This window comes from Streptomyces sp. MCA2, assembly GCF_023544705.1.
Lineage (GTDB): Bacteria > Actinomycetota > Actinomycetes > Streptomycetales > Streptomycetaceae > Streptomyces > Streptomyces decoyicus.
This window is the reverse complement of sequence record NZ_JAMJFM010000079.1, coordinates 11,234-37,241: the sequence shown is the minus strand read 5'-3', so window position 1 is coordinate 37,241 and position 26,008 is coordinate 11,234. Positions and strand designations below refer to the sequence as shown.

Here is a 26,008-nt window from a genome sequence, read left to right as displayed (position 1 = left end):
CAGCGAGTGCAGTGCACCAGACGCCGCGAGCCCCGCCCTCCGGGCGGACGACGAGACTTTGCGGACACCCCCCAGGCCCTGTCCGGAGGTGCCGCCGGCCACCGCACCTCGCCGCGTTGCCGGAGCCGCACGAAGATCGACAGGCGAGGTCGGAAGCTGCTTTCGGACCTCGGGCTGACGGCGTGTCCGGATCGCCGAACGACCTCGTATGCGCGTCTCGCCGACGGATACCATGCGAACGTAAATCTTGAGCGCTGTCACACTGCGGGACCGCGCCCGGCACACGGGTGTCCGGACCGTCCACGCGGCCGGGGCAGGGTCTCATCATCACTGTCCAGGCTGAGGGACCAGGTCCGGCAGATGCCTTCGCATAGGCGACGAATCGCCTCAGGGAACGGAATCGCCAGGCTTCGGTTGGCCGGGCGTGAGAGGGACGCAGACGGGGTATCAGCCCGGACGATCGTCAGCCGACGCCCACAGGAGAACCCAACGATGCTTTTAGGCCGGCGCGCCGAGCGTAGGGCGATCGAACGGCTACTCGCGGACGTGCGGTCGAGGCGCAGCGGCGTGCTGGTGGTGCGCGGTGAGGCCGGTATCGGTAAGACCGCGTTACTGGAGTATGCCCGTGGCGCCGCGTCGGGGTTCCGGGTGGAGCGTGCGGCCGGTGTGGAGTCCGAGATGGAGTTCGCGTTCGCGGGCTTGCACCAGTTATGTGCGCCGTTGCTGGACCGGCTGGGTGCGCTGCCCGAACCGCAGCAGGCCGCCCTGGGTGTGGCGTTCGGGCTGCGGGCCGGGGACCCGCCGGACCGCTTCTTGGTCGGGCTGGCCAGTTTGAATCTGCTGGCCGAGGTCTCCGAGGAACGGCCGCTGCTGTGCTTGGTGGACGATGCGCAGTGGCTGGATGCGGCATCCGCACAGACCCTTGCGTTCGTAGCGCGGCGGGTGGACGCCGAGCGGGTGGCGCTGGTGCTGGCGCTGCGCGACCGCAGTCCCGACCCGAGCGACGCTCACCCCTTCGCTGGCTTGCTGGAGCTGGGCTTGGACGGGCTCGGTGAAGCGGATGCGCAGGCGTTGCTCGCCGCAGGGGTCAGGACACCGCTGGATGAGCGGATACGTGACCGGATCATCGCCGAAGCGCGGGGCAACCCGCTGGCGCTGCTGGAGCTGCCCCGAAGCGCGGAGCCGGCGAAGCTGGCGGGTGGATTTGCGCTGCCGGATGCACTGAGCGTGCCGCGCAGGATCGAGAAGAGCTTCCAGCGCCGGTCACGCAGCCTGCCGGCCGAGACACAGCTGCTGCTGCTGGTCGCGGCGGCTGAGCCGCTGGGCGATACGGCGCTGCTGCGGGGTGCGGCCGAGTACCTGGGCATCGACGCCGAGGCAGCCGCACCGGCGAAGGCGGCGGAGTTGCTGGAGATCGGCGCCCGGGTGCGGTTCTTGCATCCGCTGGTGCGCTCGGCGGTCTACCGTGCCGCCGCACTGTCCGACCGGCGGCGCGTGCACCGCGCGCTGGCTGCGGCGACCGACCCGCAGGCCGACCCCGACCACCGCGCCTGGCACCGCGCGCAGGCCACGCTCGGGGTCGACGAGACGATCGCGGTGGAGCTGGAGCGCCTGGCCGGCCGGGCATGGACCCGCGGCGGGCCGGCCGCCGCGGCCGCGTTCTTGGAACAGGCGGTGGTGCTGACCCCCGAACGCGCCGACCGTGCACGCCGGGCGCTGGCCGCCGCACACGCCGCGCACCAGGCCGGCGCGTCCGAAGCCGCCTTGGAGCTGCTGACGGTTGCGGCGGCCGTACCGCTGGATCCACTGGGACGCGTCCGGGTGGAGCTGCTGCGCGCCCAGATCGCGTTCGATACCACCCGGAGCGGCGACGTGCCCGGAATGCTGCTGGACGCGGCCAAGGCGCTCGTCCCGCTGGATGTCGCGATGGCTCGCCAGACCTACCTTCAGGCGCTCGAAGCAGCCGTCGTCACTGGTTCCTTCGGCCGCGGTCGCAGGGTGCTGGAGGTGGCCGAAGCCGCCCAGGCCGCGCCCACACCGCCACACCCGCCAGGGGTGGTGGACCTGCTGCTCGACGGGCTGGTGACCAGGGCCACGCAGGGATACGAGGCGAGCGTGCCCAGCCTGCGGCGGGCACTGGGGGCGCTCGGCGACCACGATCGCAAACCCCGCACCGCGGCAGCGGACGACAGCCGCCGCTGGCTGTGGCTGGCCAGCCGCGTCGCGGTGGCGCTGTTCGACGACGAGACGGTGCATGAGCTGGCCGGCCGCCGCGTCCGGCTCGCGCGCGAAGCGGGCACACTGTCCGAGCTGCCCGCCGCGCTGGACTATTTCGCCGTCGTGCTCGTGCACACCGGCGAGCTCGCCCACGCCGCCGAGCTCGTCGCCGAGGCCACCGCGATCCAGCCGGCGGCCGTCACCATCACCGAGATCATGCTCGCCGCCTGGCGCGGCCGGCAGGCCAAAACCTCCGAGCTGTACGCGGCCATGGTCCAGGACGCGACCCGACGGGGCGAGAGCGCGGTGGTCACCGTGGCCCAGTACACGCTGGCCGTGCTGCACAACGGCCTGGGCGACTACCGCGCCGCGTTCGACGCCGCAGCAGGCCCGAGCGACTCCGACGAGCTGGAGCACAGCAACCTGGCCCTGCCCGAGCTCATCGAGGCGGCCGTCCGCGCCGGTGAACCAGCCCCGGCGGCCGCCGCGCTGGAGCTGCTCAGCTCGCGAACTCGCGCCAGCGGCACCCAGTGGGCGCTCGGTCTTGAGGCGCGCTCGCGAGCGCTGACCTGCACCGGGCCGACCGCCGAGGCGCTCTATCGCGAGGCGATCGAGCGGTTTGGGTGCTGCCGGATGGTGACCCATCTCGCCCGCGCCCACCTGGTCTACGGCGAATGGCTGCGCCGCGAAGGCCGGCGTCAGGCCGCCCGCGAGCAACTCCGCACCGCCCACGAACTGCTGTCCGGCATGGGCGCAGAGGCATTCGCCGCCCGCGCCGCCCGTGAGCTGCGCGCCACCGGCGAGCGGCCGCACAAGCCAACTGCCCGGCCGACCGATGCGCTGACCGCCCAAGAGCTGCACATCGCGCGGCGGGTGGCCACCGGGGCCACCTCCAAGGAGGTCGGCGCGCAGCTGTTCTTGAGCCCGCGCACCATCGACGCGCACCTGCGCAACATCTTCCGCAAGCTGGACATCACCTCCCGCCGCCGGCTCAGGGACATGCAGCTTCCCTGACCCCCGGGCCGCCGTGCGCCAAGAGGTATAGGCGATGTTCGCCTACGCCACCGGCCTCCCGCCCGAGAGGTGTAGGCGATGTTCGCCGATGCGACCGCGGTGCGGCAGCGCCGAGCATGAACACAGGTCCGGGACAGCCGCCCCGGACAACGCTCGGACGGGACGTTCTGACAGAGAGGTGCTGTACCACGGTGCTGCGTCTCTCCGGCGAGACGGGAAGTGACGCACACCCATGAACGATGAGGGGAACGACGTTGCGGAAGCCGAACGCTCGCGGGCGACAAGCTTGATCACCCGGTTGATGCCCTCGCTCTTGGCGTTGCTGTACCCGGGGTCGACCAGGTGAGGAAAGCAGGGCAGGAACGAGGGCGACGGGGAGAGGGACCGGGAATCCGGCACCTGCGGCGGACAGCACAGCTACGCCGAATCCGACCGACTGCCCGCCCGGCCTGCTCACGAATTCCTGATGACCGCAAACTGCGGCACACAGATCGACGAGAGGAAGACGGAAAGACATGAAGAAAACTCTGGTGGCCGGTGTCATCGCGGCAGCGTGTGTGACAGGAACGACGGTTGGCCTGGGAGCGACGCCGGCCAGCGCCGATCCCAACGGCTGCCCCAAAAAGTATGTGTGCGTCTGGGACAACAGCAATTACGAAGGACGTTTCGTCTTCGTCCCCGGAACTGAACGTCCCAATGTCGGGGAATACATGAACGATCGGACGACCGCCCTCAGGAACCGCACCGGTTCCCACGTCTGCTTCTACCAGAACTCGAACGGCAAGGGCTCCCTCCTGGCGAGGGTGGGTCCAGGCGATTCGCGCCCCAACGTCGGATCGACAGCCAACGACAGGATCTCCTCGTGGAAGGCCTGCTAGCCAGGGCTTTCCGCCGGAGCATCACACCCCGCCGTTACCAGCGTCCCATGTCCGGGTGGACACAGGTCAACGGACGCTGATCCGGGGCTGCTCGGTCGCCGACGGGGCTCCCGCAGGACAGAATTTCGACCAGATCGGACTGTCTGCGAGGGAGCCCCGTTGGGCACTCAGCCTGCCATCGCCGCCTACCGATCAGCCACGACGGCGGCCCACCCGGTATCGGTTGGAAGCCCCAGAACGAGGCTGGAGCCACAGTTCGGCGACCTGGGTATGTCGGTGAGTTTCGGCATTATCAGGCGGCTTGCGGTGGAGCGTGGGTCTGCTCCGCGCTGGAAGTAGCCCGCTTGGGGCAGTTCTACTCGGCCTCCAGGCCGAGCGGAACTGCCCCAACGGATTACCGGAAGCGACGTACCACTGTGCATCCTGCCGGAAATCCCGTCCCACCGATTCCGTAACCTCAATAAATTCTAACGCTTATTCTTCCACCTCTTCCGCCTCGGTCGATTACGGATGACTTGGCCTCGGTCTCCTGGCGTCGTCCGGCGCGGGGTGCCGGCAGATGCCTGGACGATGGAGAGAACGTGCTCCTGGCGGGCCTTGGGGCCCGGCACGGACCGCTCCTGACGGCCGACCAGCAGGTATAGCGGCGGCGCCCCGTACTCCGCGTACCGCTTTCGCTTCACCACCCGGTCCGTCTCTGCGTTCGACTCCGAGGTGCCTCCACGACAAGCAGCGTGTCCGCGGGCAGCAGCGCACCCGTTTCCTTCGCGGCCGTGGCCGGCATGACGGCGATATCCGGCACGTATCAATTCGAGGAGCCGGGCAGGTCCAGGTTCCCGGGCCCGGTGACACAGTCCAGTTCCCGGTCGCGTGCGCGGATCTGGATGTGGACCGTCTCGGCTGGGGCTTCGTGGTACCCAGGCCGGCGACACCGTTTCGATAACTGCCCCGACGATGTGGGCGCGGTCATCGCGGATGTGTGGGATGGCTGATTTGAGGGCGTATGTGAGGACGCGTTCGGGGTCGAAGTCGTGGTTGTAGTCGGCGGACTCGACACTGGCTCTTCGCAGTTGAGGGTGAAGTCGGGGGTGTTGGCGGGTGGGCGTGGAGGTCTACCAGGATGGAAGTTCTTCCTACACTGCCCATCCGAAAGACCTCGACATGCTCCGCGCTATGTTCGCCGCGCCCTGTCTGACCACATTCTGCCGTCTCGATGAACTCGGTCTGGCAGCTGTCGGGCAACGCCTTGAGCCGGGTCAGGCGGTGATCGAGTGCCGAGTCGCCGAGCCGGATCCGTGGTGCCGGAAGTGCGGGTCGGAGGGCGTGGTGCGCGACACAGTCACGCGGCGGCTGGCGCATGAGCCGTTCGGGCACCGCCCCACGACGCTGCTGGTGCGGGTACGGGACACCGGGCCGCGGTTCGTCGCTCATGCCCTCCAGGCCGTTCGGCCCGCTAAACCACTCACCTGTGGCTGCTGAGCAGTCAGGGCGCCGATTCGGCATCACAGCCGTTGCAGCGGTGCCGGCCATATGCGGCACGGCGGACACCAGAAGGATCCCTACGCTGCTGGCCTCGTGCGCATCCCCGCCGCTCTCCTGGCTTCTTGGAGCCCTGGCGGTCGTTCTCGGGCCTGAGCTTTTGCGGGAGTGCGGGCGTGGCCTCGTTGTGCGCCGTCCACAACCCACGCGATGGATCTACGCGGTGGTGGGAACGGATCGCAGCGCCTGCGGCACCCCGTCATGTGTCGGGTCCGGCAGGGTCAGCCCTTCATGGCGGCCCAGAACTCGTCGAAGGACATCTGGCGGTCGCCGTTGGTGTCGAGTGAGTCGATCAGTTCCTGGGCCTGCGCTTCGGTGATCTGCGAGCCCTCCAGCTCCGCCACGACCTTGCGGTATTCGTCCGCGGTGACCTGGCCGTCCCCGTCGATGTTGTAGCGCTCGAAGACCTTCCGCGCCGCCGTCTCCATGATGTCTGCCATGTGCTCCGCCCTTCTGTGATCTTCGCTGACGGGCCCAGATTATCTGTCCGTCCCGAGCAACGCGGGTGCGCCCCAGCAGACTGCGGTGCCCGAGCGACTTGTGCTCGGCGACGTGGACCAGGAGGACCGACTCGGTGCCAAGGCATCCGCCCAGCCGCCGACTGGGACAGGCTGCGCACCGGCCTTCATGCTTTGGAGCTGACTGCCACGCAGTTGCAGTGCATCACAGCAGCGTTCACCACGCTCGCCCACGATGTACGGCAGGTGCGCGAGCACGGCGCACTACGTACGAAGAGCCCGAACGAGCTGAGTGCGCACCGCGCGCAGCGGCCGGCTCCTGAGGAGAGGCGCGCTGGATGAGGGTTGGCTCATGACGTGTGGACGCGACGGATCCCATTCTGCGTAGCTCCGCACGTCTGGGTTGTAGCGCTGCCAGAAGTCGCGGCCCCTGCCGTTCCCCTTGCCGTCATCCGGACCAGGGCCCGACTCGAAACGCTGGTATTTTTGGATCGACCAACACCCTGACGGCGACCCTCCGGCCAATTTACCTGCCTCCGATCCCTGAATGGCCTTTTCCCTGCTGTGCAGAAACGAAGCGGCACCATCTTGGGTTCGCTTTCGCGTGAGGCAGTCGATGTCAGGTTGGGGCAGAGGCGCGGCAGAGTCGTGGGGCCATGAAAAGGCGTCGGTAGCTACTCGACCACTCGGTGCGAAGTGGGTCCGTCTCACCCTGTGTATCCAGTCGACGCTCTACGTCCGAGGTGACGTCACTGACGAAGATGTGTGCCGTGCAACCGATGGGCCCGGGAGGAGCTTTCCCTCGGACTGCGCCGCTATTATTGGAATTGTAGCTACTCTCTGTTGCTACGGGAGGTGTGCCCGCTTCGAATAAATCAGAATTCCTGGCTATTGCTCTGCGGTCAGACTCCAAGTCATTTCCAACTTCCTCTTCGCTCTTTCCGCGGTAATTCGCAATTCTCCACTCGATTGCATTCTCAAGAGCGGAGCTGATCCAGATGGAATCTGACATTTTGTTGGCGGAGTTCACTTGGCGGCATTAGGGGTGCCCGGGACAGGCAATCCCGGGCACCGGCGTGCTTGGACGGACAGGAGGCGACGGTCGTCAGTAGCCGCCAAGGCCAATGATGACCACGTAACCACCAAGGCCGTAACCGTCGTAGTCACCGTAGTCACCGTAGTCGTAGTAGTCGCCGTAACCACGGCCATGGTCGTGGTAGTAGCCCCAGTCATGCCCGCCGTCGTGGCTGGAGTAGCTGACCGGCGCGTGTGTCGGGGTGGCGGACGCCGTCCCGGCGGTGGCAACCGCGGCGCCACCTGCCAGCAGGAGGCCTCCTGCGGTCAGAGCGATGGCTCGTGTCAAACGATTGGTGGACATAGGTCCACACCTTCTTCAGGCTAGAGATCTTGCCGCCCGCCACCCGGCGACGAGTCCCCGCAGGGGGCGGGAAGTTCGGGAGCTGCCCCTGGGTAAACCGACTCCTGGCGGTCACGCCATGGACAGAGTCCGATATGCCACATGTGTACCTCTTATATAGACTTTACACCCACACCGGGACGCCCCCAAGGATGCGGTATGGGAAAGTGGGTGTAACGGGCAAGGAAGTGTGCGAAGGGCAGCGTCGAGCTGCCTCCAGTCGCTGCTCGCCACCACTGAGCCCGGTTATCCGCCGGCACGGCGTTTCGCGCCTCCTCGTACCACTGGGTGCTCCGGTTGCCATCAGCCATGACGCCGAACTGCCCGACGCGGTGGTGAACAAGGCGTGGTTGCTCCATGCCGGGAGCGGCCGGGGTGCTTCATGCAGGGCCAACTGCCGGGCGACAATGGGTCACTTGGCTGGACGACGAGCAACCTGTGGCTTCGAATTCGCTCACTCAGTTCCTTCGCTGCTTTCCTCCGCCGATGACCTCGGGTCCGACGAGCAGTAGGGCGCACCATCTCCCCGCCCGCGTCGCCACCGGGTCCCCTACGCGCCGAATCCCGTGCGAACTCGCCCTATCGCGTGCCCCAGCGGTCCGTGTGACGTCGGTGCTCCTGCGAGCAAGGGGGCCCGTTCGGTGCTGGGCAGGCGCCTTCCCCACGCAGTCGTCCGTACCGTGCAGTTCGCCTGGGCGGGGAGCCCGGCGTCCGTGAATGCGTGACCCTGAAGCATGGTCGGAAGGAAGCCGGGCGGACAGCCGCCCACCTTGCAGCGGTGGGGCTTGTCGACTGTGCCCTGGCACAGCCGAGGGAGAGGGCAAGCACGCGCATCCAAGCGATGGCACGGAAAGGAATCTGAACAGTCATCTGGTCAATCTCGGCCGGACAGATGATGAGCCCTCCATGAGCAGGTAATGAGAACCAACGCTGCCCGCCTGCTGCCATGTGGTTGCGCTGATCAAAGCAATCAGCACAGCAGGCTGTAACCGGGAGTGCAGGAGGAGAGTCGGGTGGGGATCTGATCAGCTGTTTCCAGAGAGCCATGGCGGCGCGCAGAGGAGGTGCCTGCCGGGCATAAGTCCACCTCAGGCGCCCTCCCTGCTGCGTCCAGAAGAACCCCAGCTTCTTCGCCGAGTAGCTCACCAGCAGGTTCTTCGCCTGCTGGGTACCACGCTCGTAGTGGTGCTGTCCTGCTACAACGGTGCCTGCTGCTGTCACCGGGAGAGCGTTGGTCAGTGCATGGTCTGGATCTTGCTGTGAGCTATCCGAATGTCTGGAACTGGTGACCTGAGTCAGAGATTCCCTGCCGGTTCCGGCGAGAATGAATCCTATGGACCATCTGCTGCACCTCGGCCGGACGCTCGATGAGCTGGACCCGCCCGACTGGGCGCCTCCTGCTTCTGACTCGACCTCTTTGGTCCGCAGGGTGCATGACTTGCGGCGTGTTCCGTTGGGCGAACTCGGTCCTGCGGATCTGCGCACCCTCATCTCTCAGCAGGTGGCAGTGCCGTACGTCCTTCCGCTCGCAGTGCGCTTGCTGCTTGAGGAGCCGCTGCTCGACGCCTCCTTCTACGAGGGCGACCTGCTGCTTGCCACCGTCCATGCCCCCGCATCGGCCTGGTCCTTGCTGCCGGACCTCGGCGCGCGGCTGAGCAACGTGATCATGACATTGCCGGAGGCCGTAGTTGCCGGCCTGCCCCGCGGTGCCGCGGAGGAGCTCGCCCGCTTCGTCGCGCGGCCCGAATCGCTTCGCTGACCCGATGAAGGCGTGAGTGAAGCAACCCGCAAAGGGCTAACGATCCGGACCAGAGATTCGGTGGCAGTAGGCGGCGATTTTGTCGAGGATCTCGTCTGCTCTCTTGGCCCAGATGAAGGGCCTGGGGTGGTCGTTCCAGTCGGCGAGCCAGGTGCGGATGTCGCGTTCGAGAGCCTGGACGGAGCGGTGGATGCTGCGCTTGAGCTTCTTCTGTGTGAGTTCGGCGAACCACCGCTCGACCAGTTGGCCCTTGCGGACCGCGTCCGCACCCTCGCGCCGCAGCATCGTCACCAGCTTCCCGAACTGCCGCGGGCCCAGCCCGGTGAACGGGGCTATCCAGGACGGCTCCGAAGCCGTGATCACACCAGCCATAACAAGATCATCCCACTGTGACCGGTTTGCTCAGGCGCCTCAGAGTCGCCCTTCGCTGATCCATCCCGCGATCACGTCGTACCCTCCCCGCCATGACAATCGATGTCCTCGCCGAGGATCTCCAGCCCGGCGACCTCCTGGAGCTCTCGACCGAGTTGGGCACCCAGATCCTCCGGTTGACCCATGTGGAGCGGCGTACTCAAGGCATCAAGTTCATGGGTCGCAATCACCAGGGGGCGCTCTACTCCAGCGGCATGAAGTACGGCGAGCTGGCGCGGTGCCTCCGGCCGTAGACCGTCGCGCGGACTGCCAATGGCAGTTACGGGGCAGCCCTTAGTCGGGCTGCGGCGCGACGTGCGTGGGGGCTGTGAAGAGTTCGGGCATGACTCTCGGGATTCGGTCACGGGAGCGGAAAACTCGGAGGGCTCACTCGGCGCTTTCGGACAGGTCGGGCGCCGACCTATGCGATGGGAGACCGATCAATGATGTTCACTCTGGTACGGAGCAGAGTGCGGATGGCCGCGCTCGCGCTCTCGGCCGTCGCGGCCCTTGCCTTGGGCGCGACCGCCACGACCGGCGCAGCAGCGGTCCCCGCACCCGTGAAACAGGGGCCGACCTCGGTGGCGTACGTCGAGGTGAACAACAACAGTATGCTGAACGTCGGCAAGTACAGCCTCGCCAACGGCGGCGGCAACGTCTTCGACGTCGCCGTGATCTTCGCGGCGAACATCAACTACGACATGGGCACGAAGGCGGCGCATCTGTACTTCAACGAGAACGTGCAGCGCGTCCTCGACAACGCCGCCACGGAGATACGACCGTTGCAGCAGAAGGGCATCAAGGTCGTCCTCTCGGTGCTCGGCAACCACCAGGGCGCGGGCTTCGCCAACTTCCCGTCACAGCAAGCGGCTTCGGCGTTCGCGAAACAACTGTCGGACACCGTGGCCAAGTACGGCCTCGACGGCATCGATTTCGACGACGAGTACGCCGAGTACGGCAACAACGGCACCGGCCAGCCCAACGACAGCTCGTTCGTGTACCTGGTGACCGCGCTGCGCGCGAACATGCCGGGCAAGATCATCAGCCTCTACAACATCGGCCCGGCCGCGTCGCGTCTTTCCTACGGCGGCGTCGACGTCTCCTCCAAGTTCGACTACGCCTGGAACCCGTACTACGGGACCTGGCAGGTCCCCGGCATCGCACTGCCCAAGTCGAAGCTGTCGCCGGCGGCCGTCGAGATCGGCCGAACCTCGCAGAGCACGGTCGCCGACCTCGCCCGCCGCACCGTCAGCGAGGGGTACGGCGTCTATCTGACGTACAACCTCGACGGCGCCGACCGCAGCGCCGACGTCTCCGCGTTCACCAGGGAGCTGCACGGCAGTGACGCCGTCTACACGCCGTAAGACGCCCGCACGCCCCAGTGCGCGACGCTCCCTCGGGGCTTGATCCCGTAGGGCCGCGATCCGTGCAGGCCGCGCCTTCGACAACGATGTCGGGGGCGCGGTGCGGGTTGACCAGTCACTCTGAACTCGCCTACTACCGCTGCTACTTGCCCGAACCGGTGCCGCTGACGACACTAGTTCGGGTTGCGGGGTCGAGATGGCGGGTCGAGGAGACCCTTTCAGAGCGAGAAGGGGCTGGCCGGCCTCGATGAGCACCAGGTGCGCCGCTACCCCTCCTGGAGTCGCTGGGTCACCCTCGCCATGCTCGCCCACGCCTTTCTCGCCGTGGTCCGTGCCAACGAACACGCCCGCCGGCCAGCGCCGGCCGACCTGGTCCCGCTGTCCTGCAACGAGATCCAGCGCCTGTTCATCACCCTCATCGTCCAGCCTCTCCACAACATGACCCACCGACTCGGCTGGTCCGACCGGCGACGCCGCCATCAGGAGCGATCACGCACCAGCCATTACCGGCGACAAGCCGCCCAAGGGGCAGGAAGATTGCCATCTTGCTCGTCGGAGCTTCCGGAGACGAGGAAGGCCGCGTGCGAAATAGATGAGACGGCGAGGGCGTTGCGACAACTGTGCCCTGTCAGGAGCCTTCGTTCTGACGAGGGAGGCGATCGCGCGATGATCCCCGGGCGGGATCACGGCTTCACGGATCAAGGGGTCTCGCTGATGGTCAGTGTGAGTATGGAAACCGCGGAACAGGCAGAGCAGCGGCTACGCCGTGTGATCGCCCAGGCGGACCTCGTCGTGCACGACGGCGTCTGGTGTTTTGAAGAGTCTCCGGCCGACCAGCCGCCGGGGCTCACCCGCGAGACGCTTGCGGTCGTTCGGGACCAGGAGAGTTGGAGCCGCCTAGTCCCGCTCACCCAGGAGGGCGACGGCGTCGAACGCTTCGGAATCTTCTCCTTCCACTTCGCCGACCAGGTGGACAACAGCGGTTTCGTCGGCTGGCTGGCCACCCACCTCAAGGTTGAGCTGGGGACCGGCGTATTTGTTGTCTGCGGCAGCAACCGCGCCCGCGGCGGCATCTATGACTACTGGGGTTGTCCCATCGACTTGCTGGATCAGGCCATCGCGGTTGTCAGGACGCTACGAGTCAGCTGACCTGCATGGCAGCCGGCGATCCCTAACCGGTGAAGATCACGATCTACAGCTGGAGTACTAGGCCAGCCGGTGATTCGCGTGCGGAATCATCCCGCTGGCCGGACCATGCTGCGCCCCCGGGGAAGCACGGTCCAGCCAGCGGTTCATGGTCGTCTCCGTTCGACCGCCCAGGGATCCGCGGGCGGGCGCGCATGCCTTCGCAGGCCGTCATCGCGCTGCCCGACCACCGCGACACCAGCCCGGTGCCGGCGCGCAACGCCTCTCCGTGATCCGCGAAATGCTTGCCGAGGCCAGTGGGGTCACGGGAGACCCGCCGCGCGGGGGTAGGGAAGCGGGGACGGGGGGAGAAACTGGCTGATGCGAGGGCGAGTTGAGGTCCCCTCGGAACGGACTCGATCGAGGGCAGGACTTGGGACAGGAGGCACCGTTATGCGTATCCCCGGACCCGAGCACCAGGAGGACGGCGGGCTGAGCGCCGTTGCGGCTGCGGGCGGGCTGCACCGGTACCAGTTACGTTTTCGGCCCGCGCCTGGGCACGAAGTGACGCCGGTGGAACGGTTCGTGCTGTGGGCGCGGGACGGGATCCGGATGCTGGTGCGGCCACGGGACCTCTAGTGGCCTGAGTCGGAGATTTGGTGGCAGTAGGCGGCGACTCTGTCGAGGGTTTCGTCGGCGGATTTTGTCAGGCGAACGGTCGGTGGTGTTCGTTCCAGTCGGCGAGCCAGGAACGGATGTCGCGTTCGAGGGCCCGGAAGTGAGACGCCACGGCGAACGTTTCCCGCCAGACGCCAGTTCTGAAGGGACTCGGCCCGTACCCATGGCGGGGCCCCGCAGCCACCCATGCCCGCAGTGTCGGTCTACGGCCCGCCCCGTCGGGCCTGTCCCGCTGCATTGGTCTGAGCCCGGCCGCGCTGAATAACGCCATCGTCCGCCGCAACCCGGCGGCCGAGACCGCGTCGGATCCATCTGGCAGGACCAACACCCGCCTTCACCGTCTTCGGCTCCTGGGCACTCACCGCCCTGCTGGCCCCGTGAGTTCGCTTGGAGGCCAGCAGCCAGCCGAGATTGAATTCCAGCAGGACGGGATGCGTTGGCTACATCCGCTCGAACTCCGCGTCGGTGCTCTCGCAGCTGACAGCGAGCTGGCGCAGTGTGTCGCGCTGAGCGCGGTCCACGGTTAAGGACCAGCGGAGCTTTGTGCTCATCCGGTCGGCGAGGTAGGTGCACTGGGCGTCGATGGCCGGAGGCATCCGCTGGGCGGGGTCCTGGTCGGCTTTGGAGCGGTTGCTCTTGGCGGTGACTGCGACCAGGGAGCGTTCGGTGCCGAGGTCGTTGGCGTAGGCCTGGCGCCGGGCTGTGGTCCACTGGGAGGCGCCGGAGTCCCAGGCTCCGGCGAGCGGCACCAGGTGGTCGATGTCGAGGCCGGACGGCCCGTCGACGGTGGTGTCGTCGTAGTAGCTGCGCCAGGTTCCACCGGTGATTTTGCATCCGGGCCCGACTGTGGGCTGGGTGACGGCTTCGGCGAGGAGGACTTCCGCCCTCGTGTTGCAGCCGTCCTTGTCCTCGTCGATCCAGTGCTTGAACTTGGTGCGCGCGTAGCCGTCACGGGATTCGGCGGCCTGGGGGAGGGCTTCGATACCGTCGTGGAGGCTGAGTGTCCCAGCAGCTTGCGCAGGGCTAGTCGTGACCAGCGGCAGGAGGGCGAGGGCAATCGTCTTGATCATGATCTGTTGATAGCGCCACGGCGTGAGCCGCCGCTCGGTATTGCGGTGGCTGCCACTGGGGGAGTGGCAAGTCATACCGCAGCACCCACATCCCTACGCCACAGCGGTCCGCCCCCACATAACCTCATGGCGATTGAGGGGTGGGTAGGGAAGCGCCGGTCGTCGAATCTGTCAGGTACAGCGCTCCGTGCGTGCGCTGCGGGGCGCTGCTGGAGCGCTGAGGCTCCCACGGCCAGACCGATGGGCTCGTTGCGGTGGGACGTGGAGTCGGTGTGCTCGGGCTGCGGGTAAACGACGGCCGACTGCGGCCAGGAGCTCCCCGCCGGCTGCGGGACCGGTGGCTTGCTGACCACGGGCCGGACACGTTGCGCGTGTCGGATCCGTCGGTGGGGCGTGTCATCGTCATGCGGGTGCTGCGCGCTACCCTCGGTGTTGGCCTGCCGGAGGCCAAGGCTGTCGTGGGCCAGGTGCTGGCAGGGGGCCTACTCGGGCACGCTGCCCGAGATGGGGTACCTCGCCCGCAAGCTGCGTGGGGCCGGAGTCGATGCGGTAGCTGCCCGCCCCTGAGGGAGCGTTGGCGAGGGGGTGTTCAGCAGGTGCCGGGGTCAAAGCCCCGGTCGGCGCGGGCGGACCGCCGTGAGTTCGGCGAGCATAGGCGGCAGGCGGGGGAGGCCGATGTGGAGGTGGCGATGAGAGTCGTGTTCGTGCACGGGGCGTGCGTGCGTGACGGGTCGTGGTGGTGGCACCGCACTGCCGAGCTGTTGCGGGAGCTGGGGGTGCCGAGTGTGTCCCCGGCGCTGCCGAGCTGTGGTGAGTCGGGCCTGCCCGGCGGTGTCGGTGGTCCGGGGCTGCCCGAGGATGTTGCCGCGGTGCGGCAGGTGCTGCGGGCCGGCGACGAGCCGACCGTCGTGGTCGCCCATAGCTACGGCGGCGTCGTTACCGCGGAGGCTGCGGCGGGCGTCGGGTCGGTGCGCCACCTGCTGTTGGTCTCCAGCTATCTGCCCGAGGTCGGGCAGAGTCTGTCGGATTTCGGGGACGGCAGTCCCGCCCCGTTCCTCGACGTCGACCCTGACGCCGGCACGTTCGGGGTCCGACCCGAGCTGCTCGTGGACACGTTCCTACAGGACTGTGACCCCGAGGTTCAGGCGCAGGCGGCGGACCACCTCGCCCGGCAGAGCGTGCAGGTGACCGGGCAGCCGGTCGGGGCGGCCGCCTGGCAGCAAGTGCCTTCGACGTACCTCGTCTGCGCTCAGGACCGCGGCACCCCACCGCGCCTACAGCGCGAGTTCGCCCGTCGGGCCGGCAGTGTCGTCGAACTCGACGCAGGCCACCACCCGTTCCTGTCCCGGCCTGCCGCGGTCCGGGACCTGCTGCTGAGCCTGTGACAGCACCGAGAGGGTTCGGTCCCCGGGCGGCCGGTCAGGGCTGGTGTGAGTCGGGCCGGCCGGAGGCGATCTCTTACTTGCCGCTGGTGGTACCGCTGGTACCGCTGGTGACGCGGGGGTGCATGACCTGCGGAGGCGGCGACCACCGCGTAAGGCAGCCCGGCGGGACCAGGACGTAGACCTTGAACAAGAGTTTTCCGCCGGTGGTGGTGGCCGATCCGGGGGGAGGGGCCGAGTAACGGCTGACGAGCTTTGCCCTGCATCGCACGTCCGGGGCCGAGCTCGACGATGTCATCGCAGCTTTCTCTGTTTGAGTCGCAGCATTCGCTGTTTGAACCTGGCCGGGGGTGCGCCAGGGGGCGGAGGGGCCGCTGGAGAGCCATAGCCCGCCGAGTGTCGTAGCGGCTTCCTTGGCGGTGGCTTCATCGGCGGCGGTGATGTCGATGACGACCAGGCCGGGCTTGCTCAGGTGCTCTTCGGAGATCTTTATGTCCCTTCATGCGCCCTTTCCCGGCGGGGGATTTGGTTGCGGCGGCGGAAGTCACCCGATCGTGGTCCGGGGCTGTTGTGACCGCTGGAGCCTGTGGAGGTACGGGGGCCGGTTCCGGTTCTCGGTTGACGCGCCCTGGTGCGGTGGGTAGACGCATGGAGCTGATGCGACTTCACCTGCCCTGCTGGTTCTATGTTCTCCTCTTGCCGTCTGGCTGCTCTGGCGTGCTTGCTGTTGGTTCTGACGGTGGCCGCGTGCACTCCCGGAAGCGGGCACCAAGATGCGAAGCACGCCGTCGGTGGGCCCGAGTGCCTCGGCTTCCGATGGCAAGAACGGCACCTGCGTCTGACGGTCGCCATAGGACGGCTGAAGGTAGCTCGCGAGTCCCGGTCCGGCTACGAGCGGGACAAGTTCCGGCTGTGGGTGGATGCGGACCACGACGGCTGTGACACCCGTAAGGAAGTACTCCTGTCCGAGGCTGTCAAGAAGCCAAGGTAGGGCACGGGCTGCAAGCTGACTGGGGGCAGCTGGCGTTCGTACTACGACGACAAGACCACTCACCTGGGTGACCAGCTTTTCCGTGAGCCCGGCTTCGGCCGGGTGCATGTCGTGGATTTCATCGACTACGGCCCTTTCGTGGGTAACGTCGCCGACATCGCAATCGTCTGCGGATGCGTTGCGCTGGTGCTGCTCTGCCTGCGTGGAGTGCCGCTGGCCAAGGCGCCAGGAGTGGAGCCGCTCCCCGACGTGTCCACGGAGAGGCCTGCCTCGACTTCGCCTGGCGACTGATCCTCTGCACCGTCGCGAATGCCGAAGTGCGGATTGAAGGCGATCCACCAGTCGGTCTCCACCCTGGCCCGGTTCAGCCCCAGCGCCTGGGCGACGGCCGACTGCAACGGTGTTTGTGCTGATGGTTGGCCGGTTTCAAGGGCTGTGCCCGCGTCGTACGCAGTGAAAGACGCGGGCCTGGTGTTGTCGTCTTCGTCGCCGGCGTGACCAGTGCAGGACGTAGCGATTGATCCTGGTAACGGTCGGTGAGACAGGTGATCAGGTGCCGGATCTCGGAGAAGCTGAGGTGGATGAGCTCAGGAGGATCTGTTTCTGCTTTCCCTATATCGAGTGCGCGAGCATGCAGGACGGTCAGGCAGGCGTGGACAGCCGTGCCGAGGTCAGGTGGCGATGCCTGCGGGATACGCCGGACCTGGTGGGTGAAGCGCAGAGAGGGCTGTACCCGTGGGAGCTCGTACAGCCCTCCCCATGTGTGCGGGCTGTCAGCCGGCGTCGTCCGACCTCAGCGGTCCTCGCAGGCAAGCGTCAGGCACAGCATCAGCACCTCGTAGGGGGTGCTGTCGCTCTGTGCGGTGGGCGCCTCCTCGGATTCCGCGACGAACCGCCACTGCGATGGCCGGGCGTGCTTGGTCTCTCCCTTCTTCTCCACCTCGACGTGGAGTGTGCGGGCCTGCGGGTCGTTCGTCTCGACGGCCACTTCGTCGCTGTCGACCGAGAAGTGGTCGTGTAACAGGACCAGGCCGAACCGGTCCAGGTTGCCGTGCTTCTCCAGCACGGCCTTGATGTCCCTGGTGAACTCCGCGTCCTGTGGGCCGAGCGGTTCTGCGTCTTCGAAGCGAGGAAGGTTGTGCGATGCGCGGCTGGTCTGCGTAGGCATGAGGATCTCCCTTCGACCGCGCTCTGCGGTCTCAAGGCACCATAAGCACATGGTGAGTTGCGGCAGAAGTGCCCGACGGTGGCAGGAATTCAACGCGAGCCGCACGGCGCTGCTGGGCCTCAACGCCCACGCCGGGGCGACGAAGAGGCGGTCACTGCCGATCTGGCCCGGTGAATGACTGCGACAGCTTCGCCGAGGCGTATCAGGGCGCACGATTGACCAGCTGGGGCGTGCAGCGGCTGCCCCGGCGCGGGCGAGAGGGGGCATGGCTTTGAAGGAGCCCGCATGCGGTCCGGTGCGCGTGGCGCTACTTGCCGCGGAGTTCATCGATCCGACGCTGCTCCCACCAGTCCAGGATCATGTCGAGGCGCCTGACGGCGGTTCGATGCGGCTGAGTGCTCGGTCCAGGTTGATGAACGGAATCATCAGACCGGTGAGCGACGACGTCTTGGACTTCAATCCCTCCGCCTGGTTCCCCAGGACGACAGGTGCTTGGATACGTCAGTGAGGCTGGTCAGCATGCGGGCCATGTCATCATCTGGGAGCGAGCCGTCCACTTCCTCGGAGCTGTTGACGCCCAACAAGTGTTGCGCGGTGGCTGCGGCCGCGATGACGGCCTGCACACGCTTCACTGCGTGATCGTGGAACCGGCGTGCCATCGCTTTGATATCGACGTCGACGCCTTCGACGAGTCGGCCCCGGAGCTGTTGTGGCGTCACTACTGGAGCTGGGTCCGATGACGCCATCGTCCACGCGATCGGTTTGTGCCGGCCGACAAGTTCGTCGGCCAGAACCCTGTAGGCCAGTGCAAGATCTGAGATCAGATCCGGCTCCAGCGTGTCTCGGTGGTATGCCGCGTTGCGGTACTGGTGCAGCCGGTCGAGCACTTCGCGTTCCTGGGCTGTCAGCGCAGCTCTCTGCTTCAGGAACTTGGTCTCTTCGTGCAGGTGGTCGTCGAGAGCTCCAGCGCTGCCACGTCTGTGACTGACCGCTTGAGTTGGCCCTTCGCGGCTGAGTTGGCCCGCCTGAGCGTCGTGGTTGACTCCAGGCAGGCGTGACGGCCGACACCCCGCGGGCCAACCCGGAGGCTCGGCCACACCAACCTCCTTGACCTCAACTGAACTTTAGGTAGGAGCCTGGGAGGCATGAAAAACGACACCGCCGCTCCTCATGGCTCTTTTCCTTCGCACACCGGGTCGTCCGATCCGCAGCAAGCCGACGTCGGCCCACTGTCCGACGCCACGCTCGATGAGCTTGCTGAGAAGATCGCCGCCGCGACAACGATCGTCGGCATCGGGGAGTCCACGCGATTCTCCCGGGAAACCTTCGGGGTACGGGACCAACTCTTCCGCAGGCTGGTCCAGCGACACGGGTTCCGGGCGCTGGCCATACAGGACAGCGTCAGCGTTGCCGCTGGTCTCGACAGGTACGTGCAGGCAGGCGAGGGTGGTGCCGCATCCGCCCTCGACGGCGCCTGGCGCCCCTGGCGCACCGTCGAGATGGCCGCGGCATTGGAGTGGATCCGGGCGTTCAACCGGGAGCACCCGAACGACCCCGTCCGGATCTTCGGTGTGAACCCCGTCCAGGCGCAGCCCGAGGACTACGACGCCGTCCTGGATCACGTACGTGGGTCGGCCCCGGAACGGCTGGCGGAGGTGGCGTCTCACCTGGCGCCGATCCGGACAGCTCACCACACCGCGGAGCATGTGCAGCGTGCCCGGGGAATGCATCCGGGGCGCCCGTTCGCCGACCATGCCCGCGACGCGCTCGCGCTGATCCGGTCGTTGTTCGACGCCGACCACGCCGACAGCATCCTGGAGCGGATGCGTATGATCGTCGACTTCCACGAACGCAGCGTCGCCGGGCGAGGCTTGTCCACGGACGATGTCGCCGTATGGGCTGGTGCCATCGGCGACTACCAGCGTCGGACCGGTCTGCGGGTAGTCTATTGGGATGGGATCGGTCACACTTCGGCGACCGCGGTGACCAGCCCGCTGGCTCCCGAGCGTGGTCCGCAGCCCAGCGAAGGCAGTCTGCTGCGCAAGTGGTACGGCGCGCAGTACGTCTCCGTGGCGATCGGATTCCATCACGGAGACCTCGGTGTCGCCGTGGTCCCGGAGCCGGCCGGAGATCTGATCGACGCGAGGCTCGGCGAGACGGATCTGGCCGCCCACTGGCTGGATCTGCGCCGCGACGAGGTGCGTCGCCGATGGGACGGGCCGGCGAAGGCCCGCGTTATCAGCGGCGTCTACGACCCGTCCCGCGACGCCGACGAGTACCTCGCCGTTGATTCCCTTGCCGATGCATTCGACGTGCTCATCCACATCCGCCGGGTGACCCCAGTGCGATGGTTGCCGTGAGAGTGCGATGGTTGCCGTGAGCAGCACCCCACTATCGACCCGACGCCGAGGTCGGCAGAAGGCATGGAGCGTGCACGTCCAGGCTCCATGCTCCGCCTGTTGGTATGCCTGGCCACGATCATCAGTGCCTGCCGCCCCGGGTAGGCAGACACCTGCCCCGTGAGATCAAGGCCGGAGTCCCGCCACCACGGCTGGGCCTTCGTGGCCATCCCCGACGCTCAGGCGGGTCAACTCATCCGCGAAGGGGCCAGCTCAAGCGCTCAGTCATCACGTCACGGTTCCCACAATCTTGGCAAGGTTCCAACTAACGAGTCACGGCTCAAGAGATCAGTAAGCGCCCTCCTCGGCCAGTGACAGACGCCTCGCCCAACTGACAGCTATCCCGCCCAGTCACACCTTCAGCCGCTCCACATCGTCGAGCAGAGGAGAGGTTTCGCTCGCGCGTGCGGTATTACGCGCATCGCAGGTGACCTCTGACAGGCGATTTTGACCGTTTGTGTCCGGTGACAACGAACCTTGATCACTGCCACCGAAGGTTGCGCATCAGCACGTTCGTGCCAGCAAAAGGTTGAGCGGCCCCCTCCATCTGATTTTGCCGACCACCCTTCTGGATGGTCGGGTCGACTGGAGCGTGGTGAGCCTGGACTCCATGGCGTGCCGTGTGCCCCAGCATCCCGGCGGACCCGAATTCCGCGACGACGCCGTTGGTAGCTCTGTCGGCCTGCCGTGCCCTGCCCGCCGGATACCAGTGGCACCGCGTGGTCCGCCTATGCGGTACCAGTGATCTCAACCTTGATAGGGACGGAGTTGTCGGCTGGGTCTGTGTCCCCGTTGAACGGCTCGGGCACCGAGATCCGCCCCTCGCCACCATCGACCCGATGGTCGATCCGCACCCGCAGGACGTTCCAGTTGACGTTGGTGCAGTAGATGTTCCCGTCCTTGTCATCCCGCGAGCAGTAGTCCACTTCGGATGGCTTCGATTCCCGCACCTCCTGTGTGAGCTTGGCCAGTGAGGTGCCCGGTGGGAGTTCGATACGCATCCGTGTCGGGCCCGGTCCCGGTGTGCCCTGGGGCTGCGGGACGTCCACCTCGACCTCATCACCGATCCTGCCGCGGATCGTGAGACCGTTGACGGACCAGTCCGCCGGCCCCTCCAACGCCTTCCAGCGGAAGCGCAGTTCACCGCCGCGCTTGCCGGCGCTGAGGGTCGTTGGCTTCAGGCCGAGCGCCTCACCCGTGCCCCGGTGGTAGTGCGCCTTGTAGTCCGGGGTGTGCGGTGGAGGGCTGTCCAATGGCCACACGGCGTATGTGTATGCCGCTTCGAGCTCGTGGTAGTGGGTGTTGATGCGCTCCGCGATCGGCTCGGTCGTCGCGAAGGCGGATCCCACGGGTACGGCGCCCGGGAACTCGCAGAACGCCGTGCGGTAGTCGTCCGAGTAGTAACAGTTGCGGTGTGATGGAGCGGTGTCATCAATCTGCGCGTTGGTGATCGACACCCGCAGGACGACGCCGCGGGAGGCCGATTCGGGCCCGGTGTTCTTGAACGCGGGCGTCAGGAGCGGCACTGGTGCATCGTAATCACCCACGACCACCTGCGGTTCATGGGAGCGGAGCGCGAACGACGCTTTCGGCCCGGATCCGGGCCCCGCGGCACCGGGTCCGAGCAGCACGACCCCCGCGGCCGCCGCCGCGACCACGGCGATCGCCACTCCCCACCTGCCCTTGCGTAATCCCACTGCCGTCCGTCCCTTCGCCTGGCCAGTCATGCCAGACTCGACGTTGGCACACCAAAGACGTGCAAACCATGCAGGTCAGGCAAATTGATGCCCGGTCCGATGCCGGTCTGTTCGGGAAATGAGATCAAGCGTGGTGGGTCGACCGTCGTCGGACCCGCCCGATAACCACCACAGAAGTGAACTGGGCCACGCAGCCTCCGCTGACACTGCTCGGCCTTCGTCGTCACCGTTATGACCCGGGTTGGTGGCCTCGGTATCAGCCAACGGAAGACTCGGCGTCGAGCCGTGCCCGCTCCTCCGCGTCCGCGTCGAAACCGACGGGTTCCCAGCGCTTCACGAGCAGCGCGATCAGACCGAGGACGGGCGCAATGAGGATGACCCAGTACAGATCCGTGCCGAGGCCGCTGCTGAGGACGGGGAAGAAGAAGAGGGTCAACGTCGAGCCGAGTCGCAGCACTGCCTGGTTGAAGCCAATGCTGACGCCGCGCATCGACGTCGGGAAGCCGAGTGACGCGTAGCTCATGATGTGTGCGCCCGGGCCGAAGCCCTGGGCGAACATGAAGGCGCCGAGCATCAGGATCCCCGCCGTCACGACGGCCGTCCCCGAGGGTTCGCCGATGAGGCCGAGCACCGCGATGGCGACGAACTGGATCGCGAATCCCAGCGTCATCATCGGCCAGGCGCCCCGGGTCGCCGCCCAGCGGATGCCGAGCAGTCCGCCGGTCAGGGCGAAGACGAGATTCAGGGTGAAGGAGGACGCGATCGTGGTCAGCGGGCCTTGGGCCATCAGCGTGGCGATGATGATCGGAAGCCCGAATGCGACCGCGTTGTAGCCGAAGGTCTCGGCCACGCCGACCGTCACCGACTGGAGGGTGCGCGCACGGTACGGCGGGCTGAAGAGCCGTGCGTACGAGGCCAGGCCGGGCCGGGGCGGGCGGGGCGCCTTCGCGGGCACGCCGTCGGCGACGCGCGCGTCCACGCCGTACGACTCCCGCAGGATCCTCGCCGCGCTCTCCAGATCACCCTGGTCGGCGGCCCAGGTCGGGGACTCGTTCATGTAGCGCCGGCGCAGCAGCAGCACGATCACTGCGGGCACCGCGCCGAATCCGACGGTGAACCGCCACAGCCAGCCCAACTGGGCGTCCGGCAGGAGGAAGTACAACAGCATGATCACCAGGTAGCAGCCGCTGGTCGCGGCGTACCAGGCGGGCGACCAAGCTGCGGTCCGCGAGCCCTTGCTGCCCTTGCCCCTCAGACGGGAGAACTCGGCGAGGAACGCGATGGCGACCGGAATGTCCATGCCGACGCCGATGCCCATCACGAAGCGGGCGAGGATCAGCGTCCACGCATCTTGCGCCACCGCGCACACCAGCGCGGTGACGACGAAGAAGAGCATGTTGGCCATGAAGACCCGGTAACGGCCGACGCGGTCCACCAGCCAGCCGCCGAGGAGGGCGCCCACCAGCGAACCGACGCTGATCGAGGCGGTGACCAGGCCGGCCGCGGTGGAGCTGAGGCCGAACTGTTTCGTGATGTCGGGCAATCCGTACGCGAGGGAGCTCAGGTCGTACGCGTCGAGGAAGATGCCGCCGAGCGCGATGATCACGATCATCTTGGCGTGTCGGCCGCGTGCCGTGCCCGAGTTGACCAGATCGGAGACATCGGCCGCCGTGCGGATCAGCACCGTGCCGGATTCGGTCTCCTGCGGCGGGCTGGCCGGCAGGGGGGAGGTGGAGCTCACGGGGGCTTTCCGGTGTTGGTGCAGGTGGTGCAGGGGCGTACCGCGGAATCGTAGGCAGCATCCGGGTCCCGTCGGCGTGGGTGTCCGCATAACGGTCACCTGTGGGCAGGCTGTGGCGCTCGGGGCTCTGCCTGAGGCGGCGGGATGCCTGCGTCGGCCGGCCGCGGCAGACGGTGCGGATTGATTGCGGCTCGGGAACCGCAGCGAGTGATCCAGCGCTCAGTTCTCGGTCGGCGGTTCCTCCTCGAGTACGTACAGCTCCGGCAGGTTGACGACGATCGCCTCCTGGGTGCTGCGGGCGATGACCACGACCGCCTCCTCGTCCGGGCTCGGATTCTCCTCGCGGTGCGGGACGTAGGGCGGGACGAAGATGTAGTCGCCGGGGGCGGTGCGCAGGCGGATCTCCTCGGGGGTGCCGCTGGAGTTGTCCAGGAAGACGAACTCAGGGTGGCCCTTCACGACGTGGATGGCCGTCTCCGAAGCGCCGTGGTGGTGATTCGACGACGCGGTGTCCGGAGCGACATGGGTCTGACCCATCCAGATGTGCTCCGACCCGACGGAGCTTCCGCTGATCGCCGCGAGCCGCCGCATGCCGCCGGTCTGCGCGGTGTCGTCGTCCAGGGCGTCGCCGCGAATGTGGTGCAGCCGGGCGCGGAGCGGAAGGGAAGCGTCGCGGTCGGGAAGGTCGGGGTGGAACGCGTCATTCTCCGAGGGCGCGTCGGGGTGCGGGTGTGAGGTCATGGGAGTCCTGCTCGTCGTGGGCGGCCCCGTCTTGTCAGTCAGTATTCCGCACCGGCTCCGGGCAGTACTGGGCCCATAGCTGGTGTGGTGATGCTTGCTCAGGACTCTGTCGGGGGGATGAGGTTGTCGAGTGCCTTGGCGCAGTCCTGGGTGGCCTGGGCCGAGCGCGCGGCAGCATGCGGTTCTCGTTGGCGCGGACGGCGTCGTCGATGCTGGATTCGGTGAGGAGGGCGTTGGCCAGGTCGGTGCCGTCGAGCATGGCCAGGAAGTGGGCGACTTGGCCATGCCGTCGATCGTCGCCACGCAGGGCGACCTCGTGCCTCAGCCCCACCGGCGGCGTCTCAGGCCGCGGGATAGGGAAGCAGCTCCTTGGCCGTCCTTTCCCAGGAGGTCTTGAGATCCGCGAGCAGCTCCGGTCGGTCGGGGGCGAGGTCGGCCTGTTCTCGTGCGTCCTGTGCGAGGTTGAACAGGTGGTCCTTGCCGTCGGCGTCCTGGTAGTACTTCCACTTGCCGCGCCGCAGCGCCCGGTTGTCCCGCACCCGCCAGAAGAGGTCACGCTCACGCGGCGCTCCTCCGCGCAGCAGGTAGCCGGCCAGGCTGGTGCCGTCCAGCGGATGCGTCGGATCCGGTCGGGCGCCGCCCACCTCTAGCAGGGTGGCGGTCCAGTCGGGGGAGAAGTTCGGCTCGTGACTGACCTGGTGCGCGCCGATCCGGGCCGGCCAGCGCAGGATCGTCGGCACTCGGATACCGCCCTCCAGCAGGGAGAACTTCTCCCCGCTGAGCGGCCAGTTGTAGGAGAAGCGTTCGCCTCCGTTGTCGCTGGCGAACAGCACCAGGGTGTCCTCCTCCTGGCCCGAGCGGCGCAGGGCCGCGAGGACCTCGCCGACGGCGGCGTCCAGGCTCTCCACCATTTCCGTGTACTTCGCGACGGAACCCCCGTCGTAGTGGTTCAGCGCATTGACGACATCGGCATGGCTCTTGGCAGACCGTATCTTCGCCGCGATGGCGGCTCCGGTGGCGGCGTCGCCCTCGGCGAGCCATGGCCAGTGGGGAGTGGTGAAGTTGAGGTTGAGCAGCCAGGGCCGGTCGTGGTCGCGGCTGACGTACTCGACGGCCCGTTCGGTGAGGACCGTCGTGTAGTAACGCAGGTCCTTGTAGTCGGCATCGCCTTCGAACAGGTCGTACTCGCCGAGCTGTCCGAGCTTGGAGAAGTACTCCAGGACGCCGCCGAAGTTGCCGAAGAACTCGTCCCAGCCGGACTTCGTCGGGCTGTAGTCGGGCAGCCAGCCGCAGTGCCACTTCCCGATCAGCGCGGTGGCGTAACCGGCCGTCTTGAGCAGCGAGGCGAGGGTCGGATGATTCGGATCCAGCCCCTGGGAGCGGTCGCTGACCGGCTCGGCCAGCCCGCCCCTCGTCCGGCCGGGGTAACGGCCGGTATAGAGGCTGAACCGGGTGGGGGAGCAGGTCGCCGAGCCGGAGTACGCGTCGGTGAAGCGCACACCCTGCCGGGCGAGGCGGTCGAGGTGCGGGGTCTTGATGTGCGGCGCGCCGTAGGACGACAGGTCGGCCCAGCCGAGGTCGTCAGCGAGGATGACCAGCAGGTTGGGACGCCGGCCCCGAGCCCCGTCCGAGCGGGAACGGAAGGGCCGTTCCTCCGTTTCCCCGCCGGCCTTGTCGTTCGCGGTGGCCGGTCCGGCGGTCACACCTGCCGCGGTCAGCGCGCTGCCACCTATGAGGCCGTGGAAGAGGCGGCGGGACATCCTGGGATCGTTCATGCTGATCAACGCTGGGGGCCATCGGCGCGGCGGACAACACTTCGCGAGCTGCCCTCATCCGATGTTCATGCTCGTTGCATACCGAACATACCGCTGCAACACACCCGGGTGGGGCGACCGTGCCGAGCGTCATCGTCGCCGCCCCGGACGACGCGACCGCCCGCGACCGCGCCCTGGAACGAGG

20 protein-coding genes and 4 pseudogenes are annotated in these 26,008 nt (G+C 67.2%); 12 read left to right on the top strand and 12 right to left on the bottom strand.

Annotation, left to right across the window (positions count from 1 at the left end; all coding sequences use genetic code 11):
• Positions 1-492: 492 nt before the first annotated feature.
• The 3 genes and pseudogenes from M8I34_RS38620 to M8I34_RS38605 all read left to right on the top strand — a co-directional run.
• On the top strand, positions 493-3,231 hold the full coding sequence (locus M8I34_RS38620) for an AAA family ATPase (RefSeq protein ID WP_250057707.1): 2,739 nt from the start codon (positions 493-495) through the stop codon (positions 3,229-3,231).
• Between the two features lie 515 nt (positions 3,232-3,746).
• Complete coding sequence (locus tag M8I34_RS38615) at positions 3,747-4,109, top strand: peptidase inhibitor family I36 protein (protein ID WP_250057705.1); 363 nt, start codon at positions 3,747-3,749, stop codon at positions 4,107-4,109.
• A 1,161-nt stretch (positions 4,110-5,270) separates the two neighbouring features.
• Positions 5,271-5,513 (top strand): annotated as a pseudogene (locus tag M8I34_RS38605) (ISL3 family transposase); the annotation flags it as partial.
• 356 nt (positions 5,514-5,869) lie between these two features.
• On the opposite strand, the gene M8I34_RS38600 reads toward M8I34_RS38605, so the two are convergent.
• Together M8I34_RS38600 and M8I34_RS38595 are read right to left on the bottom strand one after the other, a co-directional pair.
• Complete coding sequence (locus M8I34_RS38600) at positions 5,870-6,088, bottom strand: EF-hand domain-containing protein (RefSeq protein WP_250057703.1); 219 nt, start codon at positions 6,086-6,088, stop codon at positions 5,870-5,872.
• 1,123 nt (positions 6,089-7,211) lie between these two features.
• Positions 7,212-7,469 (bottom strand): hypothetical protein, encoded by a 258-nt coding sequence (locus tag M8I34_RS38595; protein ID WP_250057702.1) that lies wholly within the window; start codon positions 7,467-7,469, stop codon positions 7,212-7,214.
• Positions 7,470-8,856: 1,387 nt separating this feature from the next.
• Here M8I34_RS38595 and M8I34_RS38590 point away from each other — a divergent pair.
• Complete coding sequence (locus M8I34_RS38590) at positions 8,857-9,282, top strand: contact-dependent growth inhibition system immunity protein (protein ID WP_250057701.1); 426 nt, start codon at positions 8,857-8,859, stop codon at positions 9,280-9,282.
• 243 nt (positions 9,283-9,525) lie between these two features.
• Here M8I34_RS38590 and M8I34_RS38580 read toward each other — a convergent pair.
• Positions 9,526-9,654 (bottom strand): annotated as a pseudogene (locus M8I34_RS38580) (IS5/IS1182 family transposase); the annotation flags it as partial.
• A 92-nt stretch (positions 9,655-9,746) separates the two neighbouring features.
• On the opposite strand from M8I34_RS38580, the gene M8I34_RS38575 reads away from it, so the two are divergent.
• The 5 genes and pseudogenes from M8I34_RS38575 to M8I34_RS38555 all read left to right on the top strand — a co-directional run bounded on the left by M8I34_RS38575 (position 9,747) and on the right by M8I34_RS38555 (position 12,821).
• Positions 9,747-9,947 (top strand): hypothetical protein, encoded by a 201-nt coding sequence (locus M8I34_RS38575; RefSeq protein WP_250057700.1) that lies wholly within the window; start codon positions 9,747-9,749, stop codon positions 9,945-9,947.
• 192 nt (positions 9,948-10,139) lie between these two features.
• Positions 10,140-11,057: an endo-beta-N-acetylglucosaminidase H gene (locus M8I34_RS38570; RefSeq protein WP_250057713.1), complete on the top strand. Its 918-nt coding sequence runs from the start codon at positions 10,140-10,142 to the stop codon at positions 11,055-11,057.
• 113 nt (positions 11,058-11,170) lie between these two features.
• Positions 11,171-11,582: pseudogene (locus tag M8I34_RS42085) on the top strand (IS701 family transposase); the annotation flags it as partial.
• Between the two features lie 141 nt (positions 11,583-11,723).
• Entirely contained in the window at positions 11,724-12,206 is a 483-nt protein-coding gene (locus M8I34_RS41760; protein WP_374211049.1) for a DUF6196 family protein, read from the top strand.
• 429 nt (positions 12,207-12,635) lie between these two features.
• Positions 12,636-12,821, top strand: coding sequence for a hypothetical protein (locus M8I34_RS38555; protein ID WP_250057699.1), 186 nt, complete (start codon positions 12,636-12,638; stop codon positions 12,819-12,821).
• Positions 12,822-13,300: 479 nt separating this feature from the next.
• Here the strand turns inward: M8I34_RS38555 and M8I34_RS38550 are convergent, their stop codons facing one another.
• Positions 13,301-13,930 (bottom strand): HNH endonuclease family protein, encoded by a 630-nt coding sequence (locus tag M8I34_RS38550; protein ID WP_250057698.1) that lies wholly within the window; start codon positions 13,928-13,930, stop codon positions 13,301-13,303.
• A 689-nt stretch (positions 13,931-14,619) separates the two neighbouring features.
• On the opposite strand from M8I34_RS38550, the gene M8I34_RS38545 reads away from it, so the two are divergent.
• Positions 14,620-15,315, top strand: coding sequence for an alpha/beta fold hydrolase (locus tag M8I34_RS38545; protein ID WP_250057697.1), 696 nt, complete (start codon positions 14,620-14,622; stop codon positions 15,313-15,315).
• Between the two features lie 73 nt (positions 15,316-15,388).
• Here the strand turns inward: M8I34_RS38545 and M8I34_RS38540 are convergent, their stop codons facing one another.
• The gene (locus tag M8I34_RS38540) at positions 15,389-15,799 is read right to left on the bottom strand and encodes a DUF6207 family protein (RefSeq protein ID WP_308372780.1); all 411 of its coding nucleotides are present in this window, start codon (positions 15,797-15,799) and stop codon (positions 15,389-15,391) included.
• A 615-nt stretch (positions 15,800-16,414) separates the two neighbouring features.
• Between M8I34_RS38540 and M8I34_RS38535 the strand changes: the two genes are divergently transcribed.
• On the top strand, positions 16,415-16,594 hold the full coding sequence (locus M8I34_RS38535) for a hypothetical protein (RefSeq protein ID WP_250057695.1): 180 nt from the start codon (positions 16,415-16,417) through the stop codon (positions 16,592-16,594).
• Between the two features lie 258 nt (positions 16,595-16,852).
• On the opposite strand, the pseudogene M8I34_RS42080 reads toward M8I34_RS38535, so the two are convergent.
• The 3 genes and pseudogenes from M8I34_RS42080 to M8I34_RS38525 all read right to left on the bottom strand — a co-directional run.
• Positions 16,853-17,012, bottom strand: a pseudogene (locus M8I34_RS42080) (IS701 family transposase); the annotation flags it as partial.
• A gap of 84 nt (positions 17,013-17,096) precedes the next feature.
• Positions 17,097-17,471: a hypothetical protein gene (locus M8I34_RS38530; protein ID WP_250057693.1), complete on the bottom strand. Its 375-nt coding sequence runs from the start codon at positions 17,469-17,471 to the stop codon at positions 17,097-17,099.
• A 455-nt stretch (positions 17,472-17,926) separates the two neighbouring features.
• Entirely contained in the window at positions 17,927-18,568 is a 642-nt protein-coding gene (locus M8I34_RS38525; RefSeq protein WP_250057691.1) for a hypothetical protein, read from the bottom strand.
• A 48-nt stretch (positions 18,569-18,616) separates the two neighbouring features.
• Here M8I34_RS38525 and M8I34_RS38520 point away from each other — a divergent pair, with 48 nt between their 5' ends.
• Positions 18,617-19,831, top strand: coding sequence for an erythromycin esterase family protein (locus M8I34_RS38520; RefSeq protein WP_250057689.1), 1,215 nt, complete (start codon positions 18,617-18,619; stop codon positions 19,829-19,831).
• Positions 19,832-20,598: 767 nt separating this feature from the next.
• On the opposite strand, the gene M8I34_RS38515 is transcribed toward M8I34_RS38520, so the two are convergent.
• From M8I34_RS38515 to M8I34_RS38500, 4 genes are all read right to left on the bottom strand, one after another.
• Positions 20,599-21,396 carry a hypothetical protein gene (locus M8I34_RS38515; protein WP_250057687.1) on the bottom strand — a complete coding sequence of 266 codons (798 nt, stop codon included), beginning with the start codon at positions 21,394-21,396 and terminating at the stop codon, positions 20,599-20,601.
• A 427-nt stretch (positions 21,397-21,823) separates the two neighbouring features.
• Entirely contained in the window at positions 21,824-23,308 is a 1,485-nt protein-coding gene (locus tag M8I34_RS38510; protein WP_250057685.1) for an MFS transporter, read from the bottom strand.
• A 219-nt stretch (positions 23,309-23,527) separates the two neighbouring features.
• Positions 23,528-24,049 carry a cupin domain-containing protein gene (locus M8I34_RS38505; RefSeq protein WP_250057683.1) on the bottom strand — a complete coding sequence of 174 codons (522 nt, stop codon included), beginning with the start codon at positions 24,047-24,049 and terminating at the stop codon, positions 23,528-23,530.
• Positions 24,050-24,390: 341 nt separating this feature from the next.
• A complete protein-coding gene (locus tag M8I34_RS38500; RefSeq protein ID WP_250057681.1) occupies positions 24,391-25,824 on the bottom strand; it encodes a sulfatase in 1,434 nt (477 codons plus the stop codon).
• Positions 25,825-26,008: the final 184 nt, after the last annotated feature.

Excerpts from the sequence above, each read along its gene's own strand:
- M8I34_RS38620 (WP_250057707.1), top strand. The coding sequence starts at position 493 with ATGCTTTTAGGCCGGCGCGCCGAGCGTAGGGCGATCGAACGGCTACTC.
- M8I34_RS38615 (WP_250057705.1), top strand. The coding sequence starts at position 3,747 with ATGAAGAAAACTCTGGTGGCCGGTGTCATCGCGGCAGCGTGTGTGACA.
- M8I34_RS38600 (WP_250057703.1), bottom strand. The coding sequence starts at position 6,088 with ATGGCAGACATCATGGAGACGGCGGCGCGGAAGGTCTTCGAGCGCTAC.
- M8I34_RS38590 (WP_250057701.1), top strand. The coding sequence starts at position 8,857 with ATGGACCATCTGCTGCACCTCGGCCGGACGCTCGATGAGCTGGACCCG.
- M8I34_RS38575 (WP_250057700.1), top strand. The coding sequence starts at position 9,747 with ATGACAATCGATGTCCTCGCCGAGGATCTCCAGCCCGGCGACCTCCTG.
- M8I34_RS38570 (WP_250057713.1), top strand. The coding sequence starts at position 10,140 with ATGTTCACTCTGGTACGGAGCAGAGTGCGGATGGCCGCGCTCGCGCTC.
- M8I34_RS41760 (WP_374211049.1), top strand. The coding sequence starts at position 11,724 with ATGATCCCCGGGCGGGATCACGGCTTCACGGATCAAGGGGTCTCGCTG.
- M8I34_RS38555 (WP_250057699.1), top strand. The coding sequence starts at position 12,636 with ATGCGTATCCCCGGACCCGAGCACCAGGAGGACGGCGGGCTGAGCGCC.
- M8I34_RS38550 (WP_250057698.1), bottom strand. The coding sequence starts at position 13,930 with ATGATCAAGACGATTGCCCTCGCCCTCCTGCCGCTGGTCACGACTAGC.
- M8I34_RS38545 (WP_250057697.1), top strand. The coding sequence starts at position 14,620 with ATGAGAGTCGTGTTCGTGCACGGGGCGTGCGTGCGTGACGGGTCGTGG.
- M8I34_RS38530 (WP_250057693.1), bottom strand. The coding sequence starts at position 17,471 with ATGCCTACGCAGACCAGCCGCGCATCGCACAACCTTCCTCGCTTCGAA.
- M8I34_RS38520 (WP_250057689.1), top strand. The coding sequence starts at position 18,617 with ATGAAAAACGACACCGCCGCTCCTCATGGCTCTTTTCCTTCGCACACC.
- M8I34_RS38505 (WP_250057683.1), bottom strand. The coding sequence starts at position 24,049 with ATGACCTCACACCCGCACCCCGACGCGCCCTCGGAGAATGACGCGTTC.
- M8I34_RS38500 (WP_250057681.1), bottom strand. The coding sequence starts at position 25,824 with ATGAACGATCCCAGGATGTCCCGCCGCCTCTTCCACGGCCTCATAGGT.